The sequence below is a fragment of the Pseudomonas sp. AMR01 genome, from assembly GCF_041946035.1.
Lineage (GTDB): Bacteria > Pseudomonadota > Gammaproteobacteria > Pseudomonadales > Pseudomonadaceae > Aquipseudomonas > Aquipseudomonas antarctica_B.
In genome coordinates this window covers 1-593 of the sequence record NZ_JAUTYR010000129.1, presented here as the reverse complement: position 1 = coordinate 593, position 593 = coordinate 1, and the positions used below count along the sequence as shown (strand labels likewise).

Below are 593 nucleotides of genomic sequence, written 5' to 3'. Positions count from 1 at the left end.
CGAAAATTCATTATGGAAACCTAAAGACATCTACCTCGAAACAACCATCCGGCTGCCCACCCAGTGATGAAACCGCCAAGATGGGTCTCCCAAGCCAAGTTCCCATCCATCGCCCAATACATAACCAGGTTAATCGTGACTAAAAGCGCGATCACCCGCAGCACCGGGCCGAGCGCCTCACGGGCTAAGCGGCGGGCCGTATATTCCCAAGCGACTACTATGCCGGCGAGCCCAAAGAGCGCGCCTGACGCGCCCACCATGGGCTGTACCGCCGCGGACAGTAAAGCAAAGCCCGCAGCGCCGCCCAAAAGTACCAAGGCATAGATCACCACGAAACATAGATGTCCAACCCGTTCGAGCACCATCGGCCCTAGAGAAACAAGCGTAATCATATTAACCAGTAGATGGGTAAAGCCACCGTGCAAAAAACCATAGCTGGCAAACATGGCTACAGGCTGGGCCGCGTAGTTGGGACGCCACGTCCCTAAAAGTCCCCGCCAAAACCCGCCGTATTCATAGGCTAGGGCGCGCCAACGAGGGGACCCCCAGACCCCGTGATCTGCACCTTGCAGCACTAACTCGGTCGTCACACA

At 56.8% G+C, this 593-nt stretch carries 1 protein-coding gene; it reads right to left on the bottom strand.

The annotated features are described in order from the left end of the window. Positions 1-20: 20 nt before the first annotated feature. The coding region (locus Q7C20_RS26865) for a rhomboid family intramembrane serine protease (protein WP_375071206.1) at positions 21-593 on the bottom strand (573 nt) is incomplete at its 5' end.